The 24,449-nt window shown below is 71.9% G+C and carries 23 protein-coding genes; 9 read left to right on the top strand and 14 right to left on the bottom strand.

The annotated features are described in order from the left end of the window. The first annotated feature begins 7 nt into the window (after positions 1-7). From CKY28_RS00795 to CKY28_RS18465, 4 genes are all read left to right on the top strand, one after another. Positions 8-1,183: a hypothetical protein gene (locus CKY28_RS00795; RefSeq protein WP_095996436.1), complete on the top strand. Its 1,176-nt coding sequence runs from the start codon at positions 8-10 to the stop codon at positions 1,181-1,183. Between the two features lie 43 nt (positions 1,184-1,226). Beyond that, positions 1,227-2,315: a DUF2336 domain-containing protein gene (locus CKY28_RS00800; protein WP_095996437.1), complete on the top strand. Its 1,089-nt coding sequence runs from the start codon at positions 1,227-1,229 to the stop codon at positions 2,313-2,315. Beyond that, positions 2,312-3,631 (top strand): sensor histidine kinase, encoded by a 1,320-nt coding sequence (locus CKY28_RS00805; RefSeq protein WP_095996438.1) that lies wholly within the window; start codon positions 2,312-2,314, stop codon positions 3,629-3,631. Before CKY28_RS00800 ends, CKY28_RS00805 begins: the two co-directional genes overlap by 4 nt. A 186-nt stretch (positions 3,632-3,817) precedes the next feature. Next, on the top strand, positions 3,818-4,006 hold the full coding sequence (locus tag CKY28_RS18465; RefSeq protein ID WP_095996439.1) for a hypothetical protein: 189 nt from the start codon (positions 3,818-3,820) through the stop codon (positions 4,004-4,006). Positions 4,007-4,012: 6 nt separating this feature from the next. On the opposite strand, the gene CKY28_RS00815 is transcribed toward CKY28_RS18465, so the two are convergent. From CKY28_RS00815 to gltX, 3 genes are read right to left on the bottom strand one after another with little or no spacing between them, the layout of a single operon-like run. Further along, a complete protein-coding gene (locus CKY28_RS00815) occupies positions 4,013-4,213 on the bottom strand; it encodes a hypothetical protein (protein WP_176472896.1) in 201 nt (66 codons plus the stop codon). A 4-nt stretch (positions 4,214-4,217) separates the two neighbouring features. After that, entirely contained in the window at positions 4,218-5,501 is a 1,284-nt protein-coding gene (locus CKY28_RS00820; protein WP_095996440.1) for a citrate synthase, read from the bottom strand. Between the two features lie 22 nt (positions 5,502-5,523). Then, on the bottom strand, positions 5,524-6,936 hold the full coding sequence (gene gltX, locus CKY28_RS00825; RefSeq protein WP_095996441.1) for a glutamate--tRNA ligase: 1,413 nt from the start codon (positions 6,934-6,936) through the stop codon (positions 5,524-5,526). Positions 6,937-7,014: 78 nt separating this feature from the next. On the opposite strand from gltX, the gene CKY28_RS00830 reads away from it, so the two are divergent. Then, the gene (locus CKY28_RS00830; RefSeq protein WP_095996442.1) at positions 7,015-9,126 is read left to right on the top strand and encodes a ComEC/Rec2 family competence protein; all 2,112 of its coding nucleotides are present in this window, start codon (positions 7,015-7,017) and stop codon (positions 9,124-9,126) included. Here the strand turns inward: CKY28_RS00830 and lexA are convergent. The 3 genes from lexA to CKY28_RS00845 all read right to left on the bottom strand — a co-directional run bounded on the left by lexA (position 9,117) and on the right by CKY28_RS00845 (position 11,968). Further along, positions 9,117-9,776: a transcriptional repressor LexA gene (gene lexA / locus CKY28_RS00835; RefSeq protein ID WP_095996443.1), complete on the bottom strand. Its 660-nt coding sequence runs from the start codon at positions 9,774-9,776 to the stop codon at positions 9,117-9,119. The two genes, CKY28_RS00830 and lexA, sit on opposite strands and share 10 nt — an antisense overlap. 67 nt (positions 9,777-9,843) lie before the next feature. After that, complete coding sequence (locus CKY28_RS00840; protein ID WP_095996444.1) at positions 9,844-11,040, bottom strand: molybdopterin molybdotransferase MoeA; 1,197 nt, start codon at positions 11,038-11,040, stop codon at positions 9,844-9,846. A gap of 34 nt (positions 11,041-11,074) precedes the next feature. After that, on the bottom strand, positions 11,075-11,968 hold the full coding sequence (locus CKY28_RS00845; RefSeq protein ID WP_095996874.1) for a LysR family transcriptional regulator: 894 nt from the start codon (positions 11,966-11,968) through the stop codon (positions 11,075-11,077). Between the two features lie 148 nt (positions 11,969-12,116). Here CKY28_RS00845 and CKY28_RS00850 point away from each other — a divergent pair, with 148 nt between their 5' ends. After that, a complete protein-coding gene (locus CKY28_RS00850; RefSeq protein WP_095996445.1) occupies positions 12,117-12,422 on the top strand; it encodes a UrcA family protein in 306 nt (101 codons plus the stop codon). Between the two features lie 177 nt (positions 12,423-12,599). Then, positions 12,600-13,871, top strand: coding sequence for a glycosyltransferase (locus CKY28_RS00855; protein ID WP_245841467.1), 1,272 nt, complete (start codon positions 12,600-12,602; stop codon positions 13,869-13,871). Here the strand turns inward: CKY28_RS00855 and CKY28_RS00860 are convergent. Further along, a complete protein-coding gene (locus tag CKY28_RS00860; protein ID WP_245841469.1) occupies positions 13,834-14,646 on the bottom strand; it encodes a fatty acid desaturase in 813 nt (270 codons plus the stop codon). The genes CKY28_RS00855 and CKY28_RS00860 overlap by 38 nt on opposite strands. Before the next feature lie 35 nt (positions 14,647-14,681). Continuing rightward, on the bottom strand, positions 14,682-15,170 hold the full coding sequence (locus CKY28_RS00865; RefSeq protein WP_095996446.1) for a sterol desaturase family protein: 489 nt from the start codon (positions 15,168-15,170) through the stop codon (positions 14,682-14,684). Positions 15,171-15,297: 127 nt separating this feature from the next. Here CKY28_RS00865 and CKY28_RS00870 point away from each other — a divergent pair, with 127 nt between their 5' ends. Next, entirely contained in the window at positions 15,298-17,514 is a 2,217-nt protein-coding gene (locus tag CKY28_RS00870; RefSeq protein ID WP_095996447.1) for a TonB-dependent receptor, read from the top strand. A 4-nt stretch (positions 17,515-17,518) separates the two neighbouring features. Here the strand turns inward: CKY28_RS00870 and CKY28_RS00875 are convergent, their stop codons facing one another. The 5 genes from CKY28_RS00875 to CKY28_RS00895 are packed head-to-tail and all read right to left on the bottom strand — an operon-like array spanning position 17,519 to position 22,016. After that, a complete protein-coding gene (locus CKY28_RS00875) occupies positions 17,519-19,144 on the bottom strand; it encodes an MFS transporter (protein ID WP_095996448.1) in 1,626 nt (541 codons plus the stop codon). A 49-nt stretch (positions 19,145-19,193) separates the two neighbouring features. After that, positions 19,194-19,664, bottom strand: a complete 471-nt coding sequence (moaC, locus tag CKY28_RS00880; protein WP_095996449.1) for a cyclic pyranopterin monophosphate synthase MoaC — start codon at positions 19,662-19,664, stop codon at positions 19,194-19,196. After that, the gene (gene trpC, locus CKY28_RS00885) at positions 19,661-20,443 is read right to left on the bottom strand and encodes an indole-3-glycerol phosphate synthase TrpC (protein WP_095996450.1); all 783 of its coding nucleotides are present in this window, start codon (positions 20,441-20,443) and stop codon (positions 19,661-19,663) included. The genes moaC and trpC overlap by 4 nt, the downstream gene beginning before the upstream one ends. Continuing rightward, positions 20,440-21,435, bottom strand: coding sequence for an anthranilate phosphoribosyltransferase (gene trpD, locus CKY28_RS00890; protein ID WP_095996451.1), 996 nt, complete (start codon positions 21,433-21,435; stop codon positions 20,440-20,442). Before trpD ends, trpC begins: the two co-directional genes overlap by 4 nt. Continuing rightward, positions 21,432-22,016 (bottom strand): anthranilate synthase component II, encoded by a 585-nt coding sequence (locus tag CKY28_RS00895; protein WP_095996452.1) that lies wholly within the window; start codon positions 22,014-22,016, stop codon positions 21,432-21,434. Before CKY28_RS00895 ends, trpD begins: the two co-directional genes overlap by 4 nt. Before the next feature lie 121 nt (positions 22,017-22,137). On the opposite strand from CKY28_RS00895, the gene CKY28_RS00900 reads away from it, so the two are divergent. Beyond that, entirely contained in the window at positions 22,138-22,581 is a 444-nt protein-coding gene (locus tag CKY28_RS00900) for a hypothetical protein (RefSeq protein ID WP_095996453.1), read from the top strand. Between the two features lie 365 nt (positions 22,582-22,946). Here CKY28_RS00900 and CKY28_RS00905 read toward each other — a convergent pair whose 3' ends face one another. Next, positions 22,947-24,443 (bottom strand): anthranilate synthase component I family protein, encoded by a 1,497-nt coding sequence (locus tag CKY28_RS00905; protein ID WP_095996454.1) that lies wholly within the window; start codon positions 24,441-24,443, stop codon positions 22,947-22,949. Between the last annotated feature and the right edge of the window lie 6 nt (positions 24,444-24,449).

Below are 24,449 nucleotides of genomic sequence, written 5' to 3' on the forward strand. Positions count from 1 at the left end.
GCCCCCCATGCTTGCGGGGTTGCTTTTCGCCATCAACGACGCGGAGGACCGGCCCGACCGGCTTGCCGCCACCTTGCCGTTCGCCGGCGCGACGCTGATCGAGTATCAGGCGCGCCTGCTGGCGGCCGCGGGCGCGTCGCAGATCGTCGTGGCGGTCGCGCGCCTCACCCCCGACCTGCTGGGCGCGATCAGCCGCATCGGCAAGCGCGGGCTGGCGGTCGACGCGGTCCGCACCGCGGCGGAGGCGGCGGAGAAGCTGCACCCGCTCGCGCGCGTGATCGTGCTGGCCGACGGGCTCGTCACCACGGAGAACGTCCTGCGTCCGCTCGCGGGCGAGGGCGGCGACACGCTGCTCGTCGTCGGCGAGGACGAGGCCGGGCCCGATTTCGAGCGCATCGGCGGCAAGCTCGCCTGGGCGGGCGCCGCGCGCGTGACGGTGCCGCGCATCCGCGACGTCGCCCGCATGCCGCGCGACTACGACCTGCAGTCGGCGCTGCTGCGCGCGGGCGTACAGGCGGGGGCCGCGCACCTGCTGCTGCCGCCCACGGCCAAGGCCGAGGGCCACGGGCTGGAGCATCGCGCGGCGGCGCTGGAGGCGCGCGGGCGCACCGTGCTCCAGGCGGCGATGTCGGGCGCGCGCGGCTGGTTCGACCGCTGGGTCGTGGCGCCCGTCGGCCGGCTGCTGCTGCCCGCGCTCGTCACCCGCGGCATACCTACGGCGGGAGCGGCGCTGGCGGGAGCGCTGCTCGGCGCGGGCGGACTGGCCGCGATCTACGCCGACCTGCACGCGGTCGGTCTGCTGGCGGCGCTGGGCTCGACGATCGCCTTCGCGCTCGGCGGTACGCTCGCCGACCTGCGCGACGAGGCGGCGCTCGCGCGCGGGCAGGCGATCGCGCGCGCCGTCCTGCCCGCGCTCGCGCTGCTCCTGCTCGCCTGGACGCTCGGCCGCTGGTCGGGCGAGGGGACGGCGATCGTCGCGGCGATCTCGCTCGTCCTGTTCGGCGTGCTGGTCGAGCGCGCCGCGGCGGGCGTCGAGCGGCCGCTCTGGTGGGCGAGCCCCGGCGCGTACCTGCTCATCACGCTCGCCGCCACGCTCGCGGGCGCGCCTGTCACCGGCCTCCTCGCCGCCGAGCTCTACGCCGCCGCCACCTTGTACGACGCGATAGGGCGACGAAGTCGTTAGGCTTAGTGCGCCCTTAACCGCATCGCGGCTAGGAGGCGGGTAGATGTCGACCGGCTCACCTCCTCAAGACGGGCCCGCCCACGGCGCACATGCGCGCGCCGTCGGGGCGGACGCGCGCGTCGACACGAGGCTGCGCCACGCCATCGACGACCTGTTCATGCCCGAGGAGGCGCGGCTGTCCGACCGGACGCGCGCCGCCGTCCACGCCGTCGTCGCCGGCATCGTCGCCGCCACCGAGGCGGAGGTGCGCCGCCATGCCGCGCGCCTGCTCGCCGGCCGCGGCGGCACGTCCCAAGCCGAAGCGCTGCTTCGGGGCGAGCCCGTGCTCGACCGCCTGAGCCGGGCGGGCCTGCTCCGCGACCCGGAGCTGATGGAGGAGCTGATCGCGCGCGTCGAGCTCGACCTGCTCGCCCGATCGCTGCCGACCGCCGTCATAGAACCCGACCGTCCGAGCCTGCTCATCCGCCTCGCCGAAGCGCCCGACGGCGTCGTCGCGACCGCGGCGCTCGCGCTGCTGGCGACCGAAAACCGCCGCCGCGCCGCCCATGAGGGCTCAGGCCCCGTCCGCAGCGAGCTGCCCGCCGAGCTGCACCAGCGGCTCACCTGGTACGTCGCCGCCGCCGTCCGCGAACAGTCGCCCGACATGGCGGGCATGGCGGACCGCGACCGTGCGCTCACCGAAGCGAGCCTGCGCAGCCTCGCCGCGCACGACGAATCCGACCGGCCCGAGGCCGCCGCCGCCAGGCTCGCCGCCGCGCTCGACCCGCAGCCCGACGAGCTCGGCCCGCTCTTGACCGAGGCCGTCGCGGATCGGCGGCTAACGCTGTTCGTGGCCGTGCTCGCCCGGTCGGCGGGCGTGGATTACGAGCAGGTGCGCCACCTCGCCGTGGACCCGAGCGGCGACCTGCTGCTCCTGCTCATGCACGCCGTCGGCCTCGACCGGGTCGGCATTGCGCGCATCGGCGTCGCGCTGACCGAAGCCGATCCGCGCCGCGACCTGGAACAGCTCGCCGACGCGATCGACTGGGCGGTAGCGCACGACCGCGACGCGGCGCGTGTCGCGCTCGCCCCGCTCGCGCTCGCCGACGATTTCCGCGCCGCCGTGCGCGCGCTGGCGAGGAGCCGGCGATGACGGCGGAGATCGCGCACGGCCTCGTCGACGCCGACGGACGGCTCGCGGAGGCGGAGGACGCGCTGCTCGGCCTCGTCATGCGCGCGGGCGGCGGCCTCGGCCGGCCCGTCGCCGTGCCGCAACTCGCCACGCTCGCGCGGCTCGCCCGGCGTCTCCAGGTGCCGATCGCGCGCAGCGTCACCGTCGCCGACCGCGACGCCGACATCGAGCTGTTCGTCCGCGCCCAGCCCGAGGCGGAGGGGGTCCGCCTTTCCGTCGCCGGCTGGCGCGAGCGGCAGGCTTGGCGTCCAAAGGGTGAGGACGCCGAGGCCGACCTGCTCGACACCGCCGCCGATTGGCGCTGGGAGAGCGACGCCGCGCTGCGCCTGCGCTTCGCGTCGATCGAGGCGGGCCTCCGCTACGGCTTCGACGCCGTGGGCCTGCTCGGCAAGCCCGTGACCGAGCTCTTCACCTTCGAGCCGGACACGGCCGGGCAGCTCCCCATCATCGACGCGCTCGCCAATCGCCGCTCGTTCAGCGGCCAGCCCGCCAAGCTGCGCCCGTCGGGCCGCCCGGTGCTCGTCTCCGCGCTCGCGCGCCGCGACGCCCAGGGCGCGTTCGCCGGGTTCGCGGGCGGCGTCGTGCTGGTCGAGCGTCCTCAGCCCGAGGGCGTCGCCGCCAGCATCGGCGACCGGCTGGAGCGCGCGCTGCGTACGCCGCTCGGCCGCATCATCGCCAACGCCGACAGCATCCAGGCGGGCGCCGACGGCCCGCTCGCACCCGATTACGCCGCCTACGCCGCCGACATCGCCAGCGCCGGGCGGCACCTGCTCGGCCTGGTCGACGACCTCGCCGACCTCGAAGCGGTGGAGCGGCCCGACTTTCAGCCCGAGCTCGAGCCGATCGACTTGGCCGACCTCGCCCGCCGCGCCGCCGGCCTCCTCTCCGTCCGCGCCGCCAACGCGGGCGTCACGATCGCCCGACCGGAAGCCGACATGAGCGTCCCCGCAATTGGCGATTTCCGGCGCGTTTTGCAGATTCTCGTCAACCTTATCGGCAACGCGGTACGCTACTCGCCGCAGGGCTCGACGGTTGACGCCGTCGTCCATCCGGATGCGAGCGTCACCGTCACCGATACGGGCAAAGGGATCGCGCCGGACGACCAGGCGCGCATCTTCGAGAAGTTCGAGCGCGTCGATCCGTCCGAACCCGGCGGCAGCGGTCTCGGCCTCTACATCGCCCGCCGCCTCGCCCGCGCGATGGGCGGTGACCTGACCGTCGAGAGCGCGCCGGGCGAGGGCGCGCGCTTCACGCTGCAACTCCGCCCGCCTCTCTAACCCTCTCCCGCTTTTGCGGGAGAGGGACAGGCGCTTCAGCGCCAGGGTGAGGGCACCCTCTTACGCTAGAACGGGCCCTCACCCTGCGGCTGCGCCGCTGTCCCTCTCCCGCGAAAGCGGGAGAGGAAAGAGGCGCAACCGTCGCGACTCACGATCGTTGGCTCTCCCCACCTCAGGAGACTTCACATGAGCGGAACGCGACGCGACAGCGGCGACGACACGCGCGGCGGGCCGGAGCACGGCCGCGGGCACGCGCCTACCGATGACAACAAGTCCGGCGGCGGCCACACGGGCAAGGCGCCCGGCGGCCAGGACTCGAACGCGCACGCGCCCGGCGGCGGCGTGGGCTCGGCGGGGACGCCCGGCAGCGGCTGAGCGCCGCTACCGCCTGATCCGCCGCGCCGCCAGGATCATCAGGAGCCCCAGCACCGCGAGCGCCGCGCCGTAATCGGCCCAGGCGCGCTGCCCGAGCATGAAGCTGGACGACGGCCAGCTTATGTAACCCAGCCCCTGGCCGATCCAGAGCAGGCCCATAAGCGTCAGCAGCGCGCCCGCCACCATCAAGAGCGGGCGCAGCCGCACGAGCTCAGCGCTCCCCGACGGGGACGTAGGAGCGCTGCGTCGGCCCGGTGTAGAGCTGGCGCGGGCGGCCGATCTTCTGGTCGGGGTCGGTGATCATCTCGTTCCACTGCGCGACCCAGCCCACCGTGCGGGCGAGCGCGAACAGCGCAGTGAACATCGACGTCGGGAAGCCCACCGCCGACAGGATCACGCCCGAGTAGAAGTCGACGTTCGGGAACAGCTTCTTCTCGATGAAATAATCGTCGCTGAGCGCCATCTCCTCGAGCCGGAGCGCCACTTCGAACACGGGGTCGGAGACCTTGAGCGCGTCGAACACCTCGCGCACCGTCTTCTGCATCACCGTCGCGCGCGGGTCGTAGTTCTTGTAGACGCGGTGCCCGAACCCCATCAGGCGGAACGGGTCGTTCTTGTCCTTGGCGCGCGCGATGAACTCCGGGATGCGGTCGGGCGTGCCGATCTCGCGCAACATGTTGAGCGCCGCTTCGTTCGCGCCGCCGTGCGCCGGGCCCCACAGGCAGGCGATGCCCGCCGCGATGCACGCGAACGGGTTCGCGCCGCTCGAACCGGCGAGACGCACCGTCGAGGTGGACGCGTTCTGTTCATGATCCGCATGGAGGATGAAGATGCGGTCCATCGCCCGCTCGACGACCGGGTTCACCTCGTAAGGCTCTGCCGGAACACCGAACGTCATGCGCAGGAAATTGCCCGTGTAGCTGAGCGAATTGTCCGGGTACATGAACGGTTGGCCAACCGAGTACTTGTACGCCATCGCCGCAATCGTAGGCATCTTCGCGATCAGCCGGTGCGACGCGATCACGCGCTGGACCGGATCGTGGATGTCCGTCGAGTCGTGATAAAAAGCCGACAGCGCCCCCACCACGCCGCACATGATCGCCATGGGGTGCGCGTCGCGCCGAAAGCCGCGGAAGAAGTTCGCCAGCTGCTCGTGCACCATGGTGTGGCGCGTGATCGTGTAGGTGAACTTGTCGAGTTCGTCCTTGGCGGGCAATTCGCCGTTCAGCAGCAGATAGGCGACCTCCATGAAGCTGGAGCTCTCCGCCAACTCGCCGATCGGGTAACCGCGATGGAGCAGCACGCCCTGGTCGCCGTCGATATAGGTCAGCTTCGACTGGCAGCTCGCCGTCGAGGTGAAGCCGGGATCGTAGGTGAACGCGTCCGTCTGGCCGTACAGCTTGCGGATGTCGACCACGTCTGGGCCTACCGAGCCGGACAGGACCGGGTACTCGAAATCCTTGCCGCCCAGGCTCAGCTTGGCCGTGTCGCTCATTACCTTTTACCCTCCAATCGTCTCAGGCGGCCGTCCGGTCCGCGATCCGCGCCAGGCTCTCGTCGCGGCCCAGCAGGACCAGGACGTCGAAGATGCCGGGCGAGGTTTTACGTCCGGTCAACGCGGCGCGGAGCGGCTGCGCGACCTGACCGAGCTTGACGCCCTGCGCCTCCGCGACCTGCCGTACCGCACCTTCGAGCGCTTCCGTATCCCAGCTTTCCACCGCGTCAAGCGCGGCGTGCACCGCGGCCAGTAACGCGGGCGCGTCGCTGCCGAGCAGACCCGTCGCCGCTTCGTCCATCGGCAGCGGCCGCACCGCGAATAGGAAGCGCGCGCCGTCGGCCAACTCGTTGAGATTGGCCGCGCGCACCTTCAGCACCGGCATGGCACGCGCGAGCAGGTCGCGTGTCGCGGGATCCGGCATGGCGAGGCGCTCGGCGACGAGCCCAGCCAAGCGCTGGTCGGCCGCTTCGCGGATATAGTGGCCGTTGAGGTTCTCGAGCTTCTTCAGGTCGAAGCGCGACGGCGACTTGCCGACGTTCGCGAGGTCGAACCATTCGATCGCCTGCTCGCGGCTGACGATCTCGGCGTCGCCGTAGCCCCAGCCGAGCCGGAGCAGGTAGTTGCCCAGCGCCTCGGGTAGGATGCCGAGTTCGTCACGGTATGCCTCGACGCCGAGCGCGCCATGGCGCTTGGACAGCTTGGCGCCGTCCGACCCGTGGATCAGCGGGATGTGCGCGTAAACGGGCTCGGGCCAGCCCATCGCCTTGACGATGGTCAGCTGCCGAAAGGCGTTGTTGAGGTGGTCGTCGCCGCGGATGACGTGCGTCACGCCCATGTCGTGATCGTCCACCACGACGGCCAGCATATAGGTCGGCGTGCCGTCCGAGCGGAGCAGGACCATGTCGTCCAGCTCCTCGTTCCTCACCGTCACGCGGCCCTGGACCTGGTCGTCGATCACCGTCTCGCCCTCGCGCGGCGCCTTGATGCGTACGACGAAGGGCTTGTCGGCGGGCGCGCTCGACGGGTCGGCGTCGCGCCAGGGCGAGTTGAGGCGAAAGGGCCGGCGCTCGCGCTCGGCCGCGGCGCGCGCCTCCGCCAGCTCCTCCTGCGTCATATAGCAGCGGTAGGCGCGTCCGGCCGCGACCAGCTCGTTCGCGACTTCGGCGTGGCGCGCGGCGCGGGAGAACTGGAACACCGCGTCGCCGTCCCAGTCGAGGCCCAGCCAGCGCATGCCGTCGAGTATGGCCTCGATCGCCGCGTCGGTCGAACGCGCCCGGTCCGTATCCTCGATGCGCAGCAGGAACTTGCCGCCGTGGTGGCGCGAGAACAGCCAGTTGAACAGGGCGGTTCGCGCGCCGCCGATATGCAGGAACCCGGTAGGCGAAGGCGCGAAGCGTGTGACGACGCCCGAGTTCGTTTCGGTTGCGCTCAAACGCGCCTACTCCCATTGTGATGTTGAATGGCAAGTTCAGCCACGAGCGCCGCTAGCATAGGCTCCGCGCGGCGAACAATGGCCGAGTGGCACGCGCGAGTGGGCGTGGCGGTCGAGCAGAAGCTGGAAGCCGAGCGCGAGCAGCTTCCTCTATGGTTACCGGTCGCGGTGCTCGCCGGCATCGCGGCATGGTTCGTACTTCCCGATGAGCGCAGCTGGGGGGCGGCACTGCTGGCGCTGGGCGCGGTCGCGTGTAGCGGGGCGGCGTTCGCGCGGGGAGGACGGCTGTCGGTCGTGCTCGCGGGCGGCGCGCTGGCGATGATGATCGGCCTGGGGCTGGTATGGTGGCGCGCGGAGCGGGTCGCCGCACCCGTGCTCGCGCGGCCGGTGATCGCCAGCTTTTCCGGCACGGTCGAGCGTGTCGAGCCGCTGCCCGCGCGCGAGCTGGTGCGCGTTACGATCGCGCCTGCGCCGGATGCCGGGCTACCGCCGCGCGTACGGGTCAACCTGGGGCAAGTGGACGCGCCTGCCGGTCTCGGCCGCGGCGCGGTCGTGCGGATGCGCGCGCGGCTGATGCCGCCGCCCGAAGCGGCGCTGCCGGGCGCGTACGACTACGCCCGCGTCGCCTGGTTCGACGGCGTCGGCGCGACGGGTCGGGCCTTCGCACCCGTCGAGGTGCTGCGCGCGGGCGAGGGTGGGTCGCGCTTACGCGAGCGCCTGTCGCGCCACGTCGAGTCACGGCTGGAGGGCAGCGCAGGCGGGATCGCGGCGGCGCTGGCGACGGGCGACGTCGGTGCGATCACGGAGGAGGACGCGGAGGCGATGCGCCGGGCGGGGCTCGCGCACCTATTGTCGGTGAGCGGCCTACACATCACCGCCGTGGTCGCCGCGACGATGTTGGTCACGCTCAGGCTGCTAGCGCTCTCGCCCTGGTTGGCGCTCAACCTCAGGCTGCCGCTCGTGGCGGCGGGGGCGGGGGCGGTCGCGGCGATCGGGTATACGTGGCTGACCGGCGCGCAGGTGCCGACGATCCGCTCCTGCGTCGCCGCGCTGCTCGTGCTCGCCGCGATCGCGATGGGACGCGAGGCGCTGACGCTGAGGCTCGTCGCGGTGGGCGCGTTGTTGGTCATGCTCGTCTGGCCGGAGTCGGTCGCGGGACCGAGCTTCCAGCTCTCCTTCGCCGCGATCACCGCCATCGTCGCGCTTCACGAGCACCCGCGCGTCCGCGCCTGGTTCGGCCCGCACGAGGAAGAGTGGGCGCGGCGGCTCGGGCGCAGCGTCGCGTCCTTGCTGCTGACGGGCATCGCGGTGGAGCTCGCGCTCATGCCGATCGCGGTGTTCCACTTCCACAAGGCCGGGCTCTACGGCGCGCTCGCCAACATCTTCGCCATCCCGTTCACGACGTTCGTCGTCATGCCGCTGGAAGCGCTGGCGCTGCTGCTCGACGGCGTGGGGCTGGGTGGGCCGGTATGGTGGCTGACCGGCCACGCCATCGCGGCGCTGCTCGGCCTGTCCCGCTGGATCGCGGATCTGCCCGGCGCGGTAGCGGCGCTGCCCGCCATGCCGACGGAGTCGTTCGCGCTTATGACCGGCGGCGGGTTGTGGGTCGCGCTGTGGCGCACGCGATGGCGACGCTGGGGCGCGGCGCCGGTGCTGGCGGGCGCGGTCTGGGCGATCGCGACGCCCGCCCCCGACCTGCTCGTCACCGGCGACGGGCGGCACGTGGCGCTGCGTCTAGGTGACGGCCGCCTCGCGATGCTCCGCGACCGGACGGGCGATTACGTCCGCGACATGCTGGCGGAAAACGGCGGCGTGGACGGCGAGCCGCTGCTGCTGGCCGAGCAAGCGGAGGCGGCGTGCAATCGGGACATGTGCGTAGCGGAAGTGGGTGGGCGCAGGGTGGCGGCGACGCGGAGCGCGTACCTGATGCCGATCGATCAGGTCGTCGCGCTGTGTCGCTCGGTCGACATTATCGTCAGCGAACGGCGGCTGCCGCGGACCTGCGCGCCGAAGTGGCTGAAGCTGGACCGGCCGGCGCTGGAGCGGAGCGGGGGTGTAGCGGTGGAGCTCGCGGCTGGGCGGGTAGTGACGACGCGCAGGCCGGGCGATCGGCATCCGTGGCGCACGGGCCGATGGCGGATGCTACCGCCCCGGTCTTCACCGGGACGGCGAGCACCGTCTCAGTTGTAGGTGCGTAGGATTCCCGACAGCCGACCCTGCACCTGCACCTGAGTCGGCGCGTAGCGCTGGGGATCATAGGCCCGGTTCGCCGGGTCGAGCCGCACCATCGCGCCCTCACGGCGGAAATATTTGAGCGTCGCCTCCACGCCGTCGATCAGCGCGACCACGATCTCGCCGTCGCGCGCCGTCTCCTGGCGCTTGATAAGCGCATAGTCGCCGTCGAGGATGCCGGCCTCCACCATCGAATCGCCGGCGACCTCGAGCGCGTAATGCTCGCCCTGGCCGAGCAGCGCGGCGGGGACGGGGAGCATGGTCGAGCCCTCAAATGCCTCGATCGGCACGCCGGCGGCGATGCGGCCGTGCAGCGGGATCTCGACCACGTCGTTGGCGGGCTGGGGCGGCGCGGCCTTGGCGGGCTTGGGCGCGGCCTTCTTATCGACGGGGCGCTCCGGCATGCGCAGCACCTCCAGCGCGCGGGCGCGGTTGGGCAGGCGGCGAATAAACTGGCGCTCCTCCAGCGCGGAAATCAGGCGGTGCACGCCCGACTTGGACTTGAGGTCGAGCGCCTCCTTCATCTCCTCGAAGGAAGGCGAAACGCCCGTCTCGGCGAGGCGGTCGTTGATGAAGCAGACGAGCTCGTGCTGTTTGCGCGTGAGCATGGCGGGTCTCCGCTGGGAACGAACGCGGAACCAATATGGAACGCCGACTGCCCTGTCAACCGGACCTTCAACTTATGTCTAGGATTTCAGCCGAGTCGCCCGCCTTAGCCGCGGGCGCATGGGGCGGGCGCACGATCAGGCAAGTAGAACGCGCCAGCGTCAGCAACATGGAGCTGTCTTGCACCGACGATGCGCGCACCCGTCCGTCGGGTCCGTGCGCGGCGCGGAGATAGTCGGCGCGCTCGCCGTTCGCGGGCAAGTCCTCGCCCAGGATCGCGGCGGCGGTGCGCGGAAGCGGGTCGGCGGCCCCCGCCAGCCGCGCCACCGTCGGGCGGACGAACAGGAGCGCGGTGACGAAAGCGGAGACGGGATTGCCCGGCAGGCCTAGCACGACCGCATCGCCCAAGCGCCCCGCCATCATCGGCTTGCCCGGCCGGAGCGCGATCCGCCAGAAGTCGATGGAGCCGCCCGCCGCCTCCAGCGCGGGGCGGACCAGGTCGTGGTCACCGACCGACGCTCCGCCGGTGGTGACGAGGAGGTCGGCGCGGATGTTGGCGAAGGTGTCGCGCATCACGGCCTCATCATCGGGCAGGATGCTCAGGTCGATCAGCTCGACGGGGTAGCCGGCGAGCAGTGCGGCCAGGATCAAGCCGTTCGATTCCGGCAGCTTGGCCGGGTCTGCTGAGATATGTTGTGAACCGGGCGGGACGAGTTCGTCGCCGGTCGCGGCGACCGCGACGCGGATGGGGCGTGGAACCTTCAGTGCACTTTGGCCACCTATCGCGGCGAGCGCCAGGCGGGCGGGGGTCAGGCGTTCGCCGGCGCGGATGAGGACGTCGCCCGTTGAGAAATCGAGCCCGCGCGGGCGGATGTTGCCGCCGACGCGGGGCGGACCTTCGCCCGTCAGGCGCAGCGTCGCTCCCTCGCGCTCCGCTTCCTCCTGCACCAGCACCGCGTCGGCGCCGGGCGGCACGGCGGCGCCTGTGAAGATGCGCACCGCCTCCCCCCTGCCGACCGCGCCCGCGAAGGGTCGCCCGGCCGCGCTCTCGCCGGTGACGGTCCAGGGGCCGGGCAGGTCGGCGTGGCGGATCGCATAGCCGTCCATGGCCGACAGGTCGGCGGCGGGCTGGGTGCGGAGCGCGCGCACGTCCTCGACGGCCCAGCGCCCCGCGGCTTGGGCGAGCGGTACCGTCTCCGCCGCGACGGGCTCGGCCAGGGCGAGGAGGCGGGCTTGCGCTTCGGCGACGGGGAGCAGGGCGGGCATGGCGTGCTCCCTTACCGCCAAGCCGCCCGCCGCGTCAGCCCGCCGATGCGCGGGCGAGCGCGTGCAGGCGCGCGGCGAGGAAATCGAGCACCGTTCTGACACGCGGCGTGCGGCGCAGGCGCTCGTGCGTGATGAGCCAGAGGCCGCGCTCGGGTTTGGGCAGCGGGCGCAGGCAGCGGACGAGGTCGGGATCCTGGTCGGCGACGAGGCACGGCAGCACCGCCAGCCCCGCGCCCGAGCGCACCGCGGCGAGCAGCCCGGTGGTCGTGCTGTGGCGCATCGCCACCGCGGCCTCGAGATCGTTGGCCTGCAGCCACGATTGGTAGATGCGCCAGACGCCGGGCTCACCGCCGCCGATGAACTCGTGGCCGGGCAGGTCGCGGCGGCGCTCGGGCCGGCCATGCTCGGCGGCGTAGCCGCGGCTGCAGTAAACGGTCCACTCGTCGTCGCAGAGGCGGCGCGCGACCAGGCCGGGGCCGTCCGGCGGCCCGCCGGTCCTGACCGCCACGTCGGCGGCCCCCGCGGCCAGGTCGCGCAACTCGTCGCTGCCGTCGAGCTCGATGCTGATCGCCGGGTGCGCGTGGTGCAGGTCGCGCAGGATCGGCGGCATGATGGTGGTGGCGATGATCGCCGCGGCGGTGACGCGCACCTCGCCGCCCGCGTCGCGCGCGAGCGCGCCCGCCGCGTCGGCGAAGTCGCCCGCCGCGTGCGCCACCGCGCGGGCGCGGTCGAGCAGCGCCTCGCCCGCGGGCGTGAGCGCGTACCCGGCCTGGCGGCGGTCGAAGAGCTGAAGTCCCAGCGCTTCTTCCAGCGCGGCGACGCGTCTCGCGGCGGTGGTCTGGCTGACGCGCAACCGCCGCCCGGCCGCGAGCGTGCTGCCCGTCTCGGCGACGGCGAGGAAGTGGCGCAGGTCGTCCCAGTCGAGCACGCGCACCTCCTGCCGTAACGCATAAGCGCCGCCAATCTGCAGGAATGCAGAACGGGCGCGCAACATCGTTGTTCGGCGGACGGGGGTCGGCGGGCGTATAACGATCCCGCGCCGGCGCTTCGGTTTCTCGACGAAGCGGAGAACAGCGATGTTGAAGATAATGCTGGCCGCGGCGCTCGCCGCCGCGGCCCTGGGGACGCCCGCGTCCGCGCAGGACGACCGCACGCGCCGCGTGTCCTACGCCGACCTGCACCTCGACCGGGAGGGCGACGTCAGGACGCTGGACCGCCGCATCGGGCGAGCCGTCCGCGACGCGTGCGGGGTGGCGGCGGATTATGACGTGCGCGGCAAGAACGAGGCGCGGCGTTGCCGGGCGGAGACGCGGGCCGCCGTGACGGCGGAGCGCGACCGGCTCGTCGCGGCGGCGCGACCGACGGCGGTGGCGGCAAGGTGATCTCCATCCCCTCTCCCGCTTTGGCGGGAGAGGGACCGGCGCGTGAGCGCCAGGGCGAGGGCCTGAGCAGGGCGCATCCCGAGGAACAGGCCCTCACCCTGCTGCTTCGCAGCTATCCCTCTTCCGCGAAAGCGGGAGAGGGGTGAAGGAGCGAAAGGACGCGACTTCTATGCCCGTTTGAGCGACACGGGCGAGGTGAGCGGGGGAGGCAAGCACATCGCCGTCGTGGCGCCGCCGGTGCCGGGGCATTTCCGCCCGCTCTCCGTGCTCGCGGAGGCGCTCGGCGAGCGCGGGCACCGCGTCACGTTCGTGCACATGGCGGACGCGCGGGCGCTGGTCGGCGGCGGGGCCGCGTTTCACGCGGTCGGTCAGGCGGGCTACGGCCCCGGCGCGTTGGAGCGTTACGGCCGGCGGCTCGCGCGCGCATCCGGGCCGGTCGGCTTGCCCGCGATGATCCGTGCGTCGGCCGGGATCACGCGCATGCTGCTCGACGAGCTGCCAGGGACGCTCGAGCGGATCGGTGCGGAGGCGGTGGTCGCCGAGGCGGCGGAACCGGCGGGCGCGCTCGTCGCGCGCAAGCTGGGGCTTCCTCACGTCACCAGCCACACCGGCCTGCCACTCAACCGCGAGCCGCTGGTGCCGCCGCCCTATCTCGGCTGGTCCTACCGCGACGATGCGCGCGGACTGGAGCGGAACGCCTGGGGCTATCGCGTGTCCGACTGGCTGCTCCGGCCCATCGATGGCGCGGTCGCGCGCGCGGCGGAGGCGTGGGGGCTAGAGCCGGAGCCCGGCTTTTCGCCGCTTCTACAGGTCGCGCAGTGCGTGACCGGTCTCGACTTCCCGCGTCGCGCGCTGCCGCCGTCGTTCCGTTACTGCGGGCCGTTCCGCGATCCGCCCGAGGCGGCGGACCTGCCCGACGAGCCGCTCGTCTTCTGCTCGCTCGGCAGCCTGCAGGGCGACCGCCTGAGCGTGTTCCGCGCGATGGCGCGCGCCTGCGCCGACCTGAAGCTCCGCGCCGTGATCGGCCATGGCGGCCTGTTGTCGGAGGCGGATGCGGCGCGGATCGGCTCGGGCGCGCTGGTGCGGGCTTATTGGCCGCAGGAGGCGGTGCTCGCGCGCTCGGTGGCGGCGGTGCTGCACGGCGGGTTCAACACCGTCATGGACGCGCTCGCGGCGGGGGTGCCGAGCGTGATCGCGCCCATCGCCTTCGAGCAGCCCGCCACCGCCGCGCGGGTGGCGCATGCGGGGGCAGGGCGGGTGGTCGGCACGCTCCTCACCCGCGGCGAGATCCGCCGCGAGCTGGAGCGCGTCATCGCCGACCCGAGCTATGCGCGGGCGGCCGGCGAGCTAGGCGAGGAGATCGCCCGGTCGGGCGGCGCGGCGCTCGCCGCCGACCTGATCGACGAGGCGCTTACGACCGAACGGACGCCGGTGCACGGGAGCGCCTGAACGCGGGCAGCGCCCACCAAGGCGTGCCGGGCGACAGGTGGTGCTCGTGGTGGTAGCCGCCGAAATGGTAGCAGGTGAGGAGCGACAGGATCGGCCCGACCCGCGTCGAGCGCGCGCGGTGCTTGTCGGCGAACGGCTCCTCGTCGTGCCGGTGCGGCAGGTAGGTGCCGAAGAAGAACAGCTGCAAGAGCGCGGTGAGCGCCGGCAGCGCCCAGAAGATCGCGATGTTCAGGAGCGAGGCCCCGAGCAGCATGTAGGCGATCGCGACGATGGTGATGCGTCCGATCTGCGCGTGCGTGTAGTAGGTGCCGAAGAAGCTGAGGAACCAGCGCGGCGCGGAGCGCGGGTGGTCGGCGCTGAAGTCCGGGTCGTCGGCGGTGCCGACATGGCGGTGGTGCAGGTGGTGCTTGGGCTCGAGCCGGCGATAGGAGAGCCCGGCGTACATGCCCAGCGCGACCGTGCCGACGAGGCGGTTCAATCGCGGCCGGCCCGGCGCGAGGCTGCCGTGCATCGCGTCGTGCGCGACGATGAACAGGCCGGTGGAGAGCCAGGCCTGGATCAGGATGAGCACGGCGGCGGGCAGGATGCCGGCCGGCGTCCATTTCCAGAAGAAGATGCCGCCGATGTGGATGGCGAGCCAGGCCGTCGCGATGGCGGCGGCGAGGGTGAGGCCGATCGCGGTCTGGCGCGGACGCCTTCTACCACCGTCACCCCGGCCTTGAGCCGGGGTCCCGCTTAGTCCTGCAGACAGAGAAGAAGCGGGACCCCGGGTCAAGCCCGGGGTGACGAGAGGAGGAGAGGGTCTCTCCGTCACTGCGCGTCCGCCTTCGCCCGCTCGTCGATCGCGCGGAGCTGCGCCTTCAGACGGGCGGGGGAGGGGGCGAAGAGGAAGCCGTGGCTCACCGTGCCCTCGCGACCCTTCACCGCATGGTGCAGCCGGTGCGCCTGCAGGAGCCGCTTGGCGTAGCCGCGCTTGGGCACCCAGCGGAAGCCGAAGCGCTGGTGCACAAGCATGTCGTGCACGAACAGGTAGATGAGCCCGTAGACGGTGATCCCCAGCGCCGCCCACCAGATGCGCGGGTACCAGATGCCGACCGTGAACATGGCGGTGACGACGACGGAGAAGACGGCGGCGTAGAGGTCGTTCTTCTCGACCTTGTGGTCGTGCGGTTCATGGTGGGAGCGGTGCCAGCCCCAGCCGAGCCGGCCGTGCATGACATATTTGTGCGTGCCCCAAGCGAAGCACTCCATGAACAGCACCATGCCGACGACGATCGTGACTTTTTCGACCCAGCTCATCACTTTACTTTCCGTTCGCCATCATAACGCTTGCCGCGCCGGACCGCGAGGGTAAGCATCGGCGCGCAGCGCGCGATCGGGGGGTCGCGCGTCATGATCATAAGGGGTCGGGTCGTTGATTGGTAGGTTGGGAAGCGTCGCCGCGCTCGCATTGGGCGTCGCCGGCCTGCACCCCGCGTCCGGGCAAGCGGTCGAGCAGACCCCGCCCGCGCCCGCCGCCGACCCGTCGACCACCCGTTCCGACGAGCCTGCGCCCACGCCCGGCGTCCCGCCCGCGCAGGACCCGGCCACGGCCCCGGCGGCGGACTCGCTGCCCCGTCCGGTCCAGACGCCCGCCGCCCCGGCCGCGCCCGGCGCCACCGCGGCCGCGGAGGGCCGGCTGGTGTACGAGCCGTCCTTCTTCGCCGCCTTCTCGCCCGCCAACGCGCTCCAGATCATCGAACGCGTGCCCGGCTTCACGCTGGACGAGGGCGACACGGAGGTGCGCGGCTTCTCTCAGGCGGCGGGCAACGTCGTCATCAACGGCCAGCGGCCGAGCAGCAAGAGCGACACGCTGGAGACGGTGCTCCAGCGCATTCCGGCGACGCGCGTGCTCCGCGTCGAAGTCGGGCGCGGCGACCTGTTCGGCGCGGAGTATGCGGGCCGGCCGCAAGTCGCCAACCTCGTCCTGAGCGCGGAGGGCGGCGTCGCGGGGACCGTCGAAGGCACGGTGTCGCGGGACTTTACGGGGCGGTACTTCCCGACCGGCAGCGCGTCGGCGCTGATCCGTCGCGGTCGGTCGAGCTTCACCGGCGCGGTGGGCGTGGAGAACAGGCAGACCGCCGAGGAAGGGTTCGACCGCATCGCCGAGACGCCGAGCGGGCGCGAGCTCGAGTTCCGCGACAAGCTCAACCGCTTTCGCGCGCCGAACGGCTACATATCGGGAGCCTGGGAGCATCTGGGCGGCGAAGGCCGCGCCATGCACCTGAACGCGCGCGTGTCGCGCAATCGGCAGTCGCTCGACCAGACCAGCCTCGTGTCCTTTCCTACGGGCCCGACGCGCGACGACGCGCTGCTCCAGCGGTACGTGGTGCACGCGCAGGAGCTGGGCGGCGATTATTCGGTGCCGATGGCGGGCGGTACGATCAAGCTGATCGGCCTCGCGACGCGCCGCCAGCGCGAGTACCAGGACTTCTTCTTCGAAGGCATCGGCGACCCTGGTTTCCTCGGCTTCGACCAGCTTGTCGAGCAGGAACGCGACGAGACGCTGGTGCGCGTCGTCTGGAACCGGCCGAACTTGAACGGCTGGACGGTGGAGACCGGCGTGGAGGGCGTGCTCAACCGGCTCGACAGCCGCACCGACCTGTTCCAACTGGGCGCGGGCGCGCCGGGCGGGCGGGCGCGCATCGACCTGCCGATCGACGATGCGGTGGTGGAGGAGTATCGCGGCGAGATCTTTGTGAACGCCGGCCGGCCCCTGTCGAAGAACCTGCGGCTCGACGTCGGAGTCACGTTCGAGGCGTCCGAGCTGACGGTGACGGGCGACGCGGAGGCGTCGCGCGTGCTCACCTTCCTGAAGCCCCGCGCGACACTCGACTGGCGGCCCGGCGGCAAGTGGCACGCGCAGCTCTCGGTCAAGCGCACGGTGGCGCAGCTCCAGTTCGAGGACTTCATCAGCGCGGCCGAGCTCGCCAGCGAACGCGTCAACGGCGGCAACGCGCAGCTCCAGCCGCAGCGCGCCTGGGAGGGGCTGGCGTTCGTGGAGCGGCCGATCCTGGGCGACGGGCTTGTCCGGCTGGAGCTCGGCTACAACCGCATCTCGCTGGTGCAGGACCGCGTGCCGACGCCTGAAGGCTTCGACGCGCCGGGCAATCTGGGCGACGGCGAGCTGTTCCTGGCGCGCGGGCGCGTCGACGCGCCCCTGAAGACGCTAGGCGTGCCCGGCGGGCGGGCGACGCTGTACCTGTCGTACGTCGATACGTCGGTGCGCGACCCGTATACGCAGGAGTTCCGGCAGTTCTCCGGCACGTCGCCCTTCGTATTCGAGGCGAGCTTCCGCCAGGACCTCAAGCGTTTCGCCTGGGGCTTCTCGCTGGAAGGCGCGGAGCCGTCGGTCTTCTATCGGCGCGACGAGGAGGATCTGAGCCGGTTCGATTATCCCTATGTCGAGATCTTCGCGGAGTACCGGCCCAGCCCGCGCACCACGATCACGCTGGGGATCGACAACCTGACGAACGCGGCGGGTTATCGCGAGCGCACCTTCTTCTTTCCCGACCGCCGCACGCGCGAGCCGTCGCTCTTCGAGCTGCGCAAGCGCAACGAGCACCTGCTGCCCTACGTCACGCTGAAGCACCAGTTCGGGTAAGGCGTCAGCTCCGCTCGTCGAGCTTCCTGAGCAACGCCTCGAATTCGTCGTCCGGGATCGGCTCGAATGTCGCGTCGAGCAGCGTGCCGACCGCCTCCGACGCGGCCGCGGGCTGCTTCACGTCGCGGTGGCGCTCGAACAGCGACTCCAGCACGAAGCGCGTGCCCTCGCGCGATTTGATGAGCGCGCCCGCCGGGAAGGCGAGCGCCTGGCGCACGCCCGCCACCGAGGAAGCGTTGCGAAGGTTGTAGCGCGCCTGAGCGACGATGTGGTCGACGACCTCGCGGCCCTCGACCGAACCCGGCTCGTCGACCGCCGCCAGCCGGTGGAGCGCGTACAGGCCGAGCGCGGCGGCAAGCAGGAAAAAGAACTCCCAGTGCGCCACGCCCACGCCGAACAGCTCGGCCGTGCCGCTCGGCCCCGTCCAGTCGAGCGACAGGGTGAGCTGACGGCGCGCGAAGAAATCGGTGAGCCAGCCGCCGACGATCGGCGCTGTGCCGGACGCGAGCGCGCCCACCAGCGCGTTGGTCGCCATGTACCCGGTGGCGGCGCCCGCAGGGCTCAGCTTGATGACGATATTGTTCGTCGCCAGCCCCACGCCCGCCTGCGCCGCGCCCATGAGAACGTGCAGCAGCACCAGATAGCCCGCACGGGTCCATGCACCCTCGAACTCGCTCGCGAACGCCATGGCGGCGATGCAGAGGAGGTAGAGCGGCGAGGCGACCGCGAGGACCGACTTGTTCGCGAACCGGTCGGACAGCCGTCCCCAGCCGCGCACCACCGCGACGTTCGCGAGCTGGCTCACCACCGACAGGATCAGCACGAAGCCCATGCTGAAACCGAGCTCGCGCACGAAATAGACGGTGAAGAACGGCGTGGCGAGGTTCACCGCGAACTGCCAGCTTGCGAGATAGCGGAGCACGCGCTGGAAGTTTACGTCGCGCAGAGGCTGCAGGAGCAGGCGGCGCAGCGAGGGCGCGCCGGCCGGCGACGGCATGCGCGGTTCGGGCACGCGCGCGAGCGCGGCGGTGCTGACCAGCCCGCACAGGAAGCCGACGGCGTAGAGCGACGCGTAGACGCGGTCGCCCGCCGCTTCCGACCCCGTCGCGCGCTGCAACGCCCAGGCCGCGCCCACCGTCGCCGCCGCGCTTACGGCCGTCCCGTACAGGTTGCGCCGCGAGAAGAAGGCGCCCAGCCGATCCTGCGGCAGGAGGTCGCGCATCCAGCTGTTCCAGCTGCACGAGCCCACCGCGTTCAGCCCGTAATGGATCAGCGCCGCCAGGATCAGCACAGCGGCGGCCGCGTCGCGGTCGGGGATGAAGGGGACGAGCGCGTAGATCGGCAGCGCCAGCCTGGCGGTGAAGACGCATGCGACCGAGATGAGCCGCCGTCGCCGAACGCGCTCGACCAGCGTCACCGCGGGCGCTTGCAGGATCTGGGTAAGGAGCGGGATAGCGGCAAGGACGCCGATCTGCAGGTTGCTCGCGCCGATGTGGATCGCGAGCGCGAGCAGCACCACGCCGGAATTCAACGCGCCGATCGCGGTCGCGAAGGCGGCGTCGATCAGCAGGTTGCGCAATCCCCGCTCGCGCTCGGTCGCGGAGACCTCGGCCTGTGGTGAAAGGATCATGAAGGGCGGCTCGGGGAGGGACGGCGAAGCGCGCGCCTAATATATCGGATCAATCCGCTGTCCAGTCCCCGGACCGCCCGCCCGACTTGGCGAGAAGGCGCACGCCGCCGATCTCCATGCCGCGGTCGAGCGCCTTGGCCATGTCGTAGATCGTGAGCAGCGCGACGGAGACGGCGGTCAGCGCCTCCATCTCCACGCCCGTCTTGCCGTCGGTCGAAACGGTGGCGTTGGCGGTGACGCCCGTGTCGTCAGGCACGACGTCGAGCGTGACCGAGGTCAGCGGCAGCGGATGGCAGAGCGGGATCAGATCGCTCGTGCGCTTGGCCCCCATGATCCCGGCCACGCGCGCGACGGCGAGCACGTCGCCCTTCTTCACCGCGCCCTCGCGGATCGCGGCGGCGGCTTGCGGCGACATGGTGATCCGTCCGGTCGCGGTCGCCTCGCGCCGGGTGATCGCTTTGCCGGCGACGTCCACCATCCGCGCCGCGCCGCTCTCGTCGAGGTGGGTGAGCCCGCTCATCCCACCAGCGCCCGCGTCGCGGCGGCGACGTCCGGCTGCCGCATCAGGCTCTCGCCAATTAGGAAGCAGCGGATGCCGTGCTCGGCCATCGCGTCCAGGTCGGCGCGCGTCGTGAGGCCGCTCTCGGCGATGAAGGTGCAGCCTTCGGGTGCGTGCGCGACGAGCTCGTAGGTCCTGGCGAAGTCGACGGTGAAGGTGCGCAGGTCGCGGTTGTTCACACCGATCAGCCGCGACCGGAGCCGCGCCGCACGATCCATCTCGTCGCGGTCGTGCACCTCGACGAGCACGTCCATGCCCAGCTCCAGCGCCGCCGCCTCGATCTCGGCGGCGGCCGCGTCGTCGAGCGCCGCCATGATCAGCAGCACCGCATCCGCGCCGAGCGCGCGGGACTCGGCGACCTGCCACGGGTCGATCAGGAAATCCTTGCGGATCGCGGGCAGGGGGACCGCAGCACGGGCGGCGACGAGATAGTCGTCCGAGCCCTGAAAATACCGCTCGTCGGTGAGCACCGACAGGCACGCGGCCCCGCCCTCCACATAAGCGCGCGCGTGCGCGGGCGGGTCAAAGTCGGGGCGGATCAGCCCTTTGGACGGGCTGGCGCGCTTGACCTCGGCGATGAGCGCGTAACCGTCCGCGCTGCGCCAGTCGAGCGCCGCCCTGAAGCCGCGGGGCGGCCCTTCTTGGGCGATGCGGTGGTCTAGTTCGGCCAGCGACACGCGCGCGCGGCGCTCGGCGACCTCCTCGCGCTTGGTCTCCAGGATACGGTCGAGGATCGTCACCCGTAGGCGATCCACGCATCGAGCAGCCGCCCCGCCGCGCCGCCGTCGAGCGCGCCCGCCGCGATCTCCGCGCCTTGCCGCAAGTCGGCTGTGCGCCCCGCCACGACCAGCGCAGCGGCGGCGTTGAGCAGCACCGCGTCGCGGTACGCGCCGTCACCGCCGTTCAACAGACGGCGGAGCGCGGCGGCATTTTCATAGGCGTCGCCGCCGCGGATCGCGCTGATCGGGTGGCGCGGCAGACCGGCGTCCTCCGGCGCGACGTGTTCAGGCAGGCTGACCGAACCCACGGACACCACAACCGTGGGTCCCGCGCCGGACACCTCGTCGACCGCCTCCTCGCCCGACACCACCAGCGCCGCCTCCGTACCCAACTGCGTCAGCGCCTCGGCGAACACGGGCGCGTAGTCGGGCCGAGCGATGCCGAGCAGCTGGCGCGTGACGTGCGCCGGGTTGGCGAGCGGGCCCATGAGGTTGAAGATCGTCCGCCGCCCCAGCCGCTGCCGGATCGGCTGGATGCGCCGCATCGCGGGGTGGTGGTTGGCGGCGAACAGGAAGCAGATGCCAAGATCCCTTAGCGAGCCCTCCGCCGTCGCGCCTGCGCGCGCCATGTCGAGCCCTAAAGCCTCCAACGTGTCGGCCGCGCCCGCCTTGCTGCTCGCGGCGCGGTTGCCGTGTTTCGCCACCGGCACGCCCGCCGCCGCGACCACCAGCGCGACCGCCGTCGAGACGTTAAGCGTATGGTGCCCGTCGCCGCCCGTCCCGCACACGTCGATCGCGCCCGCGGGCGCGTCGATGGGGATCAGCCGCTCGCGCAAGGACCGCGCCGCCTCCGCGATCTCCAACGACGTCTCGCCGCGGTCGGAGAGGCGGACGAGGAACTCGGCGATGCCCTGTTCCGACGCCCGCCCGTCGAGGATGTCGGCGAACGCCTGACGCGCGGACTCGCGCGAGAGCGGCGTGGACGGATCGGGCAGCAGCGCGAGCGAGGTCACGCGCGCTCCTTCAATTTCACGCCCGCCTCGCGCAGGAAGTTCGCCAGCATCGCGTGCCCGTGCTCGGTCGCGATCGACTCCGGATGGAACTGGACGCCGTGGATGGGCAGCGTGGCGTGCCGGAAGCCCATGACCGCCCCGTCCTCCGAGCGCGCGTTCACGGTGAGCGCGTCGGGCACGTCGTTCACCACCAGCGAGTGGTAGCGCGTCGCCTGGAAGGGGCTCGGCAGGTCGCGGAACAGGCCGGTGCCGTCGTGAAGCACGGGGCTGGTCTTGCCGTGCATCAGGTGCCCGCGCTTGACTCGTCCGCCGAAATGCTGCCCGATCGCCTGGTGGCCGAGGCAGACGCCGAGCAGCGGCCGTCCCTGGTCCGCGCACGCGGCGACGAGGTCGAGGCTGACGCCCGCCTCGTCCGGGGTCTTGGGGCCGGGCGAGATCAGGAACGCGCTCGCGCCGCTGGACAAGGCTTGCCCCGCGGAGATCGCGTCGTTGCGCACGACCTCCACCTCCGCGCCCAGCTCCATAAGGTAGTGGACGAGGTTCCAGGTGAAGCTGTCGTAGTTGTCGATCACGAGGATCATGGGGCGATCGGCTAAAGCTATAGCCGGGCATGCGCAATGGGTCGTTGCCCTGCGACGAACGCCGGTCCATCGCGGAGCAAGCCGCCCCGCCGAACGTTGGGGCAGGAAGGAGAACGGGTCGATGATGTATCTGGCGATATTGGCGGTCCTGGCGCAGAACGGAGCACAGATTCAGGAGGGGCCACGCACGCCCGTTCCCGCGGCCGCGCAGACCGGCGACACGCCGCAGCGCATCCGCTCCGTCACCGTGCAGCCGGGCGAGACGTGCCCGCCGTCGACCTCCGACGAGGTAGTCGTGTGCTATTCACCGGGCGGCAGCCCCTACCGCATCCCGCCCGCGGTGCGCGACGAGGGCCCGATCCCGGCGCAGAACCAGGCCTGGGCCGCGCGCGCGCAGGTGGTGCGCGACGCGAGCCGGGTCGCGGGCGGCCTGCCCAACACCTGTTCGCCGATCGGCACGGGCGGCCAGACGGGCTGCGCCACGTTCCAGAGCCCCGACTATGTCGCGGGGCGGCGGGAGCAGCGGCGGGCGGAGAGAGCGGTGCCGGGGGGTGAGGACGAGTAAGGCCCGAGCTTAGCGCAGAGCGCTAAGCAAGGATCAGCCGAACTCCGGCCGGCGACCGCGCGAACTCGCTCTCGCGCGTGTCGGCCGACGACGCGGCTTCGCCGCGGCGCTATCCACAGCCTCCGTTCTTACACCGTCATGCCGGATTTGTTCCGGCATCCATCGTTGCGCCAACGAACCGGCCGGAGCGCGCGTACCACGATGGACTCCGGAACAAGTCCGGGGTGACGAGGCGGACGCGGCGACGAGACACGGCCCGCCGCGGCAAAGCCGCGTCGTCGAACGAGTCGGGCGAGTAGGCTCGCCCGCTCGCCGGCCGGGCTTGGGCGAGTCTTGGCGCGGCGCGCGCCAAGCCGCCCGGCGTCCTACTGTCCGAACCGAGTCTCTCCCGCCCTCGATACAGCGTCGCACGCCGCCGCCAATATCGCCCCCGCCTTCGCCTCACACTCGCGCTGCTCATATGCCGGATCGCTATCCGCCACGATCCCCGCGCCCGCCTGCGCGTGGATCGTCCCGTCCTTCACCACCGCCGTCCGCAGCACGATGCACGAGTCCATCGACCCGTCCGGCGAGAAATACCCCACGCCGCCCGCGTAGGCGCCGCGCCGCTCCGGCTCCAGCTCCGCGATAACCTCGCACGCCCGCACCTTGGGCGCGCCCGACACCGTGCCCGCCGGAAATCCCGCGAACAGCGCGTCCAGCGCGTCCTTGGTGGGATCGAGCTCGCCCACGACGTTGGACACGATGTGCATGACATGGCTGTACAGCTCGACCGTATAGCTGTCGGTCACGCGCACGCTGCCCGGCCGCGCCGCACGGCCCACGTCGTTGCGGCCCAAGTCGAGCAGCATCAGGTGCTCGGCGCGCTCCTTGGGATCGTCCAGCAGGCTCGCGCGGTTCGCCTCGTCTTGCGCCGCGGTGCGGCCGCGCGGGCGGGTTCCGGCGATCGGCCGGATCGTCACCTCGCCGTCGCGCGCGCGCACCAGGATCTCCGGGCTGGAGCCGATCAGCGCGAAGCCGGGCAGGTCGAGATGATATAGGAACGGCGACGGGTTGATGCGCCGCAAGCTGCGATACAGCTCGAACGGCGGCAGGGCGAACGGCGCGGAGAAGCGCTGCGCCAGCACCACCTGGAAGATGTCGCCCGCCGCGATATACTCCTTCGCGCGCGCCACCATCGCGGCGTAGCGTCCGGGCGCGAGCGCGGGCGTGTAGGCGGGCTCCGCCGCCTCCGCGCGGACGGGCGGGGGCAGGGGCGTGTTCGCCAGCCGCGCCGCGACACCCTCCAGCCGCTCCTCGGCTTGGGCGAGCACCGCCGCCGGATCGCGTCGGGGGTCGGGCCAGGCGGGCGCGACGAGGTGCAGCTCGTCCGCCAGCCGGTCGAACACCAGGATCACCGTGGGGCGGACGAACACCATGTCCGGCAGCCCGAGCGCGTCCGCCTCCGGCTGCGGCAGCCGCTCGACCAGCCCGACCGTCTCGTAGCCGAAATAGCCGACCAGGCAGGCCAGCGCGCGCGGCAGCCCGTCGGGCACCTCCGCGCGGCACTCCGCCACCAGTTCCCGGAGCGCGTCGAGCGTAGGCCGGGCGCACGGCCGGAACGCGCCGCGGTCGGCGAGCCAGTCGCGGTTGACCTCCGCTCGCTCGCCATGAGCGCGGAACAGGAGGTCGGGCGCGAGGCCCATGAGCGAGTAGCGCCCGCGGATCGCGCCGCCCTCGACCGACTCCAGCAGGAAATCGCCCCGGCCCGGCTCCATCAGCCGGAGCGCGGCGGCGACGGGCGTTTCGGTGTCGGCGACCTGCCGGCGGGAGAGCAGGACGGGGCGGCCGTCCTTTAGTGCCCGCTCATTCGCTCCGGTCATGCCGGA

The sequence above is a fragment of the Sphingomonas lenta genome (assembly GCF_002288825.1).
GTDB classification, from domain to species: Bacteria; Pseudomonadota; Alphaproteobacteria; order Sphingomonadales; family Sphingomonadaceae; genus Sphingomonas; species Sphingomonas lenta.